Source organism: Streptomyces sp. NPDC054796 (assembly GCF_053611545.1).
Window position 1 is genome coordinate 229,595 of the sequence record NZ_JBSHAO010000007.1, and the last position, 6,596, is coordinate 236,190.

Here is a 6,596-nt window from a genome sequence, read left to right on the forward strand (position 1 = left end):
CCCGTGCGTGCCCGTGCGTGCCCGTGCGTGCCCGTCCGCATCCCGGCCCCCGGCATATGACCTGCGGTGCGGACGCACCAGTAACGGAACCGGAGCACAGCGGCCGATCGTCGCCACAGGCGTTCATCCGGTCACGGAGCGGGAAGGGGAAGCGTACGACCACGGCTTTTCGACGCGTCACGCACCGTCGGAAACGCGATCGGGGGCCAGGGGACAGGGAACGAGGGGGAGGGGAACGGACCAGTGAACGAGCCGCTGGACTCCGAGGAGCCGCCGACCGGTGTGACCACCGCCGAATGGGGCCTGTGGCAGGCGTTCCGCAACGGCACCGAGCACGACCTGCGCAGCCACGAGCCCGAACTGGACGATCCGGACGGCGACCATCCGTGGGGGCCCGAGCGCACCGTAAGGGCCCGCTTCATCGCCCGCCTGCTGCTGCACGGCCCGCCCCCGTTACTGGGCCGGGTCGCCTCGCTCCACCTCGTCGGCGCCTACATCACCGGCTCCCTCGACCTTTCGGGCGGGACGGTGGACTCGTACTTCGAGCTGCGGCACTGCCGCTTCGAGGAGGAGGTGCGGATACCCGAGGCGCGCGTGCACACGGCGCGCTTCAGCGACTGCGCCATCCCCCGCCTGGAGGCGGCGCGGCTGACGACGGAGGGCGATCTGCATCTGCCCCGCTGCTCGATACCCGGCGGCATCAAGCTCACCGACGCCACGATCGGCACCGACCTGCTGCTGGACGAGGCGAAGGTGGGCAGCGGGCGCCGCATCCGGGCCATCGCGGCCGACGGCATCACGGTCTCCCAGGAGTTCCAGGCCAGCATGCTGGTCACCGACGGAGAGCTGAGCCTGCGCGGGGCCACCATCGGCAGCTCGCTGCACATGTTCGGCACGGTGCTGCGCAACACCCGCGGCCGCTACGCGCTGCACGCCCCGCAGATGACCGTCGAGCACGTCGCCAGCCTCGCTGACGCCACCCCGGCGCTGACCCCGCAGCTCCAGGGCCAGACACCGCCCACCGGCACCCGCATCCCCTTCACGACCGAGGGCGGCACACGCTGGCGCACCCGGCACTTCGAGTGCACGGGCGGGATCGTGCTGGACGACGGCAGGTTCGGCTCGTCCCTGGTCATCGAGAACGCGCGCTTCGACCTCCAGCAGAACCAGGAGCTGTCGCTGCGCCGGATCTCCACACCCGAGCTGAGCTTCACCCCGCAGGCGCCCGAGCGCGGGCTCGTGGTGCTGTCGGGGGCGACCGTCGAGAAGCTCATGGACCGGGTGGGCAGTTGGCCGCGGGACCAGCGGCTGTGGATGGCGGGCTTCACGTACCAGCAGGCGATCCCCAAAGAGGGCCACTTCAACGTCCGGGAGCGCCTCCAGTGGCTGAGCGCGGCCACGCCCGAGTACTCGCCCGAGCCGTACGAGCAGCTCGCCGCGATGTACCGCAACAGTGGGGAGGACACCAACGCGCGCGCCGTACTCCTGGAGAAACAGCGCCGCAGGCGTGAGACGTTGCCGCTGGTCGGAAAGGTGTGGGGCTATATCCAGGACTGGACGGTGGCCTACGGCTACCGGCCCGCGCAGGCGGCCCTGTGGATGGCGGTGCTGTGGGCCTCGGCCACCGTCGTGTTCGGCGCGAACCCGCCGGAACCGCTCAAGGAGCACGAGCATCCGCACTGGAACTCCGCGCTCTACGCCCTCGACCTGCTCCTTCCCGTCATCAGCTTCGGCCAGGACGCGGCCTGGAACCCCGCGGGCGGCTATCAGTGGGCGGAGGCCGTCCTGATCCTGCTCGGCTGGGTCCTCGCGACGACGGTCGCCACGGGCGCGACCCGGCTGCTGAGGCGCCAGTGACGGAGGTTTCGGAGCGCCGCGAAGGGGGGACACGGGCGGGGATCCGGATACCGCGTGCGGAGGCGTGTCGCGGCGACGTGCGCATATCCCCACCGCGACCACCGCCGAAGGCTTTAGGCTTACCCGTTGTGACAACCGCGCTTCCGCTCTTCCCGCTCAACTCGGTGCTGTTCCCTGGCCTCGTGCTGCCGCTGAACATCTTCGAGCAGCGGTACCGCGCGCTGATGCGCGACCTGCTGGAGATCCCCGAGGACACCCCGCGCCGCTTCGGCGTCGTCGCCATCAGGGACGGCCGCGAGGTCGCCCCCACGGCGACGGGACTGCCAGAGGCGTCGCCGCCCACGGGTGCCGACCCGACGGCGGGCTTCGGGCCCGACCCCGCCCAGGCGTTCTACGGCGTGGGCTGCGTCGCCGACGCCTCGACCATCCGCGAGCGCGCCAGCGCCTCCGGTGCGGTCGGCGCCGCGGAGGACGACGAGGACGAGGGCCCCGAGCAGGAGCCGGGCGCCGGGGAAAGCTCCGGCTACGAGGTTCTCGCCACCGGCACCACCCGCTTCCGCCTCCTCTCGGTGGACGCGAGCGGCCCGTATCTGATGGGCGAGATCGAGGAGCTGCCCGAGGAGGAGGGCGACGGCGCCGGGGCGCTGGCCTCCGGGGTGCTGCGGGCCTTCCGCACGTACCAGAAGCGCCTCGCGAGCGCCCGCGAGCGCACCCTCGCCGCGGGGCAGGACCTGCCGGACGACCCGTCGGTGGTCTCCTACCTCGTGGCGGCGGCGACGATCCTCGACACCCCGTCCAAGCAGCGGCTGCTCCAGGCGCCCGACACGGCGACGCGGCTCGCGGACGAGCTGAAGATCCTCCGGCGCGAGACGGCGATGATCGGGAAGCTGCCCTCGCTGCCCGCCGCCGATCTCACCCGGCAGCCGACGAGCCCGAACTGACCGGACCTGACCGGACCGGATCGACCAGCCAGGTAACCGAGGCAGAGGCACACGCGCGATGGCCAGGAAGAAGCAGGACCGCAAGCAGGGCCAGCAGGCGGCGGCGACCCCCGCGACGGTCGCCGCCAGCCGCGCGGGCGTCGCCTTCACCACGCACGCCTACACGCACGACCCGGCGGCGCCCTCCTACGGCGAGGAGGCGGCCGAGGCGCTCGGCCTCTCCCCCGAGCAGGTCTTCAAGACCCTCGTCGCGGACGTCGACGGCACGCTGACCGTCGCCGTCGTGCCCGTCTCCGCCTCCCTGGACCTGAAGGCACTGGCCTCGGCGGCGGGCGGCAAGCGGGCCACGATGGCCGACCCGGCGGCGGCCGAGCGCACCACGGGGTACGTGCGGGGCGGCATCTCGCCCCTGGGACAGCGCAAGCGGCTGCCCACGGTGCTGGACGCGTCCGCCTCCGGGCACGCCACCATCTGCGTCTCGGCAGGGCGCCGCGGCCTGGAGATCGAGCTGGCGCCTGACGACCTGGCGGCGCTCACCGGGGCGACGACGGCGCCCATCGCGCGGATCTGACGTAGAGACGTACGGGGCTGACGTAGAGACGTACGGCGCTGACGTACGGGCCCGGCGTACCCCTTACGTACCGGTGCGCCCGGAGAACGTCTCGCGAGGGCTTCCCAGGGCGCTCCCCCTCGGCTAGGTACGTAGCGACCAGCTACGTGGCGACGCCACCCAGCGAGGGGGTACCACCCATGTCCAAGCGCACCCGCAAGCGCCGCTGGCGCATCCGCAAGGGCAGGGCGAACCACGGGCGCCGCCCCGCGTAGCGGCGGCCGGTGGGACGGGCGGTGAGGGCAGCCGGGGCTACCAGGTGTCGCGACGGGCCTCGGGCGCCGCGCCCTTGCCGGGGCCGTCGGCGAAGCCGGTACCGTTCGCGAAGCCAGGGTCCTCCGCGAAGCCCGGGTCCTGCCCGAAGGGGGGCTCGGGATCGCGGGGCGTGAAAATGCTCGTCAGCATCAGGTGGAGGAGGACGGCGGCGAACGGCCAGGCCAGCAGCCCGCCCTTCGCGTCCAGCTTCAGCGGCCCGTCGAAGGTGCCGTTCGCACCGGCCGCCTTCGCCGCTGCCACCACGTCCGTCTCGGGGCCCAGCCAGACGCCGATGCGCCAGGCGACGACCGAGCCCAGCAGCGCCCCCAGCGCGAGCCCCACCACGAGGCCCACGCCGCCCTTGACGCGGGCGAGGAAGACGGCGACGGCACTCAGCACGCCCGCGGCCAGCGCGAGGAGGATGAACGTGCCGTCGGCGCCGATGGCCTCCTCGCCCTCCGGGTCCTTGAGGTAGACGGCCTTGCCGTCCGTGAACAGCGGCACCCTCGGCGCCAGCCACAGCCACAGCAGGCCCAGCGCCACCCCCAGCACGGTCACCGCCAGCCCGCAGACCACCGCGTCCCGCAGCTCGCGCCGCACCCGCGGCCCGGCCGCGTCGGCGTCGGCGGCGGCGTGCGCGCCCCCGCCCGGGTGGCCCGCGAGAGGCTCATGGCTCATGGACCCGCCCGGCTGCGGCTCGCCGGGGTGGCCCGGTGCGGAGCCGGAGTGGTCAGGATTGTGTGAGGAGGGCGTCGGTACGGTCACCACGCCATCGTGCCAGGCGTCGCCCGTCGCACGGGGGGCGACCCATGGCGCCGCCACGCGGTGGGTCCGTACGGACGCGTACGGCGCGGGGCAGGAAGGGGCTCAGCGGACGGCGGCGCGCCGGTAGGCCCAGGTCGCCACGGCGAGCGACACGACACCGACGGCCGCGCACACGCCCAGGTCCAGCAGCACGCGACCCCAGTCGGGCGCCGACTCGAAAGTACGGGCCAGGGCCTCCACGCCGTACGTCGAGGGCAGCAGGTCCCGCAGCCAGCGCACCGGCTCGGGCAGCTCGCCGCCCGGCAGCACGCCCAGCAGCAGTGCGGCCGACATGCCCAACTGGCCGCACACGGTGGCCAGTTCGGGCTTCGGCGCGAGCAGTCCGAGGGCCGCGCCCAGCCCGGCGAGGGCCGCGCCCGCGAGCGGGATCACCGCGGCCAGCACCCACAGCCCGCCCAGCGGCAACTGGAACAGCACGCTCCCCACGACCGCCGTCACCACCACACCGGGCACCGTGAAGGACGCGTACGCGCCCGCGGCGCCGAGGACGACGGCGGCGGCGGGCACGGGGAGGGTCGCGTAGTGGTCCAGGCCGCCGTTGGCGCGCAACTGGCCGAAGTACTGCGCCAGCAGGTTCAGCGCCACGAACGCCACGACGAGCACACTGGACCCGGCGACGACCGCACGCGCCTCCACGCCGCCGTCCACGACACCGCGCATCAGCACCATGATCCCGAGCGACTGGAACGTCGCGACGAAGAGCAGCGGCACGCGGGCCACGCGGGCGCGCGAGAGCTGGGCGCGGTAGACGGCCACCAGCGCGGGCCACAGGCGGGCGCGCGCGGCGAGCGGCGCTGCGGGGGTGACGGATGGCACCCCCACCGCGGGGGCCGACGGGTCCGGCTGTGGCGCCGGGGCCGCGGGATGTGCGGTACCGGTCGACGTCACGGAACCCGCCGGGCCCACTGATCCCACCGAACTCATCGAACTCACCGAGCTGGCCGAACTCACGCCTTCACCAAGCCTTCCCCGCGCCCGCCCAGCGCCAGATACACGTCTTCCAGACTGGGCGTCGCCAGCGAGAAGTCGTCGAGTGCGGCGAAGGCCGGCCCGCCCGTGACCACCGCGACCGCCTCGCGCGCCGCGTCCGGGCCGAGCCGCAGCGTCCAGCGCCGCCCCGAGACGAGGGCCGCCTCGCCCAGCGCGGCGACCTCCGGCACATCGACGGGCGCGCGGTCGCGCCACACCAGTTCCAGTCGTACGTCGTCGCCCACCGTAGCCTTCAGCCCGCCCGGGGTGTCGCAGGCGATGACCCGGCCCGTGTCCATCACGGCGACCCGGTCCAGCACCGTCTCCGCCTCGATGACGTTGTGCGTCACGAGCACGACCGTGGCGCCGTGCTCGGCGCGCCTGCGGTCGACGGCGGCCCACACCGCGCGCCGCGCGACGGGGTCCATGCCGCTGGTCGGCTCGTCGAGCACCAGCAGCGGGCGCTCGCCCACCAGCGCGGAGGCCACACAGGCGAGGCGGCGCTGGCCGCCCGACAGCTTCTTGAGGGGGCGCGAGGCGAGGGGGCCGAGGCCCAGCTCGTCCATCACCGCGTCGCGCTCGCGGCGCGCGGCGTCGGCGTCGAGGCCACGCAGGCGTCCCGTCGTCTCCGTCGCCAGCGCGACCGTCAGCTCGTCCAGTGCGCTGGACTCCTGGCCCAGGTAGGCGAGGAGGCGGGAGGCGCGCTCCGGGTGCCGTACGAGGTCGTGGCCGAGCACCTTGATCGCGCCGCTGTCCGGGCGCAGCAGGCCCGTGAGCTGCCGTACGAGGGTGGACTTGCCCGCGCCGTTCGGGCCGAGCAGGCCGAAGATCTCGCCCGCGTTGATGTCGAGCGTGACGTCGTCACTGGCGCGCACCGCCGGCGCGGGCGGTGCGCCTCGGCGGGCACGGCTCGCGGGGTACGTCTTGACCAGCGCGCTTATACGCACGGCGACCCGCGTCGGCGTCTCCACGCTGTCCACCGCCTGCCGTGTGCCCATTCCCACGAGCTACGAGGGTACGCGCCTCTTCACGGGTTCCCTTCGCGGGGGCGGAAGGAAACGGGGGTTGCCGGTTCGTCGGGGGTGTTGCGCGGGACGGTTGGCCAGTGTGGTGCGCACTGTAGGGTCCCGCGCTGATTT

Annotated in this window: 6 protein-coding genes; 3 read left to right on the plus strand and 3 right to left on the minus strand. The window is 73.7% G+C overall.

Features of this window, described 5'->3' with window-relative positions; translation table 11 throughout:
- Positions 1-243 precede the first annotated feature (243 nt).
- The 3 genes from ACWGJ2_RS08930 (at position 244) to ybaK (ending at position 3,369) form a co-directional block, all read left to right on the plus strand.
- Positions 244-1,857, plus strand: coding sequence for an oxidoreductase (locus tag ACWGJ2_RS08930; protein WP_453345304.1), 1,614 nt, complete (start codon positions 244-246; stop codon positions 1,855-1,857).
- Positions 1,858-1,985: 128 nt separating this feature from the next.
- Positions 1,986-2,798: an LON peptidase substrate-binding domain-containing protein gene (locus ACWGJ2_RS08935; protein ID WP_453345305.1), complete on the plus strand. Its 813-nt coding sequence runs from the start codon at positions 1,986-1,988 to the stop codon at positions 2,796-2,798.
- Positions 2,799-2,856: 58 nt separating this feature from the next.
- Positions 2,857-3,369, plus strand: coding sequence for a Cys-tRNA(Pro) deacylase (gene ybaK, locus ACWGJ2_RS08940; RefSeq protein WP_453345306.1), 513 nt, complete (start codon positions 2,857-2,859; stop codon positions 3,367-3,369).
- A 291-nt stretch (positions 3,370-3,660) separates the two neighbouring features.
- On the opposite strand, the gene ACWGJ2_RS08945 is transcribed toward ybaK, so the two are convergent.
- From ACWGJ2_RS08945 to ACWGJ2_RS08955, 3 genes are all read right to left on the minus strand, one after another.
- The gene (locus tag ACWGJ2_RS08945) at positions 3,661-4,341 is read right to left on the minus strand and encodes a hypothetical protein (RefSeq protein ID WP_453345307.1); all 681 of its coding nucleotides are present in this window, start codon (positions 4,339-4,341) and stop codon (positions 3,661-3,663) included.
- Between the two features lie 189 nt (positions 4,342-4,530).
- The gene (locus ACWGJ2_RS08950; protein ID WP_453345308.1) at positions 4,531-5,376 is read right to left on the minus strand and encodes an ABC transporter permease; all 846 of its coding nucleotides are present in this window, start codon (positions 5,374-5,376) and stop codon (positions 4,531-4,533) included.
- A 59-nt stretch (positions 5,377-5,435) separates the two neighbouring features.
- A complete protein-coding gene (locus ACWGJ2_RS08955; RefSeq protein ID WP_453345309.1) occupies positions 5,436-6,455 on the minus strand; it encodes an ABC transporter ATP-binding protein in 1,020 nt (339 codons plus the stop codon).
- Positions 6,456-6,596: the final 141 nt, after the last annotated feature.

Coding starts and splice junctions, on each gene's coding strand:
- ybaK (WP_453345306.1), top strand. CDS start 2,857: ATGGCCAGGAAGAAGCAGGACCGCAAGCAGGGCCAGCAGGCGGCGGCG.
- ACWGJ2_RS08945 (WP_453345307.1), bottom strand. CDS start 4,341: ATGAGCCATGAGCCTCTCGCGGGCCACCCGGGCGGGGGCGCGCACGCC.
- ACWGJ2_RS08955 (WP_453345309.1), bottom strand. CDS start 6,455: ATGGGCACACGGCAGGCGGTGGACAGCGTGGAGACGCCGACGCGGGTC.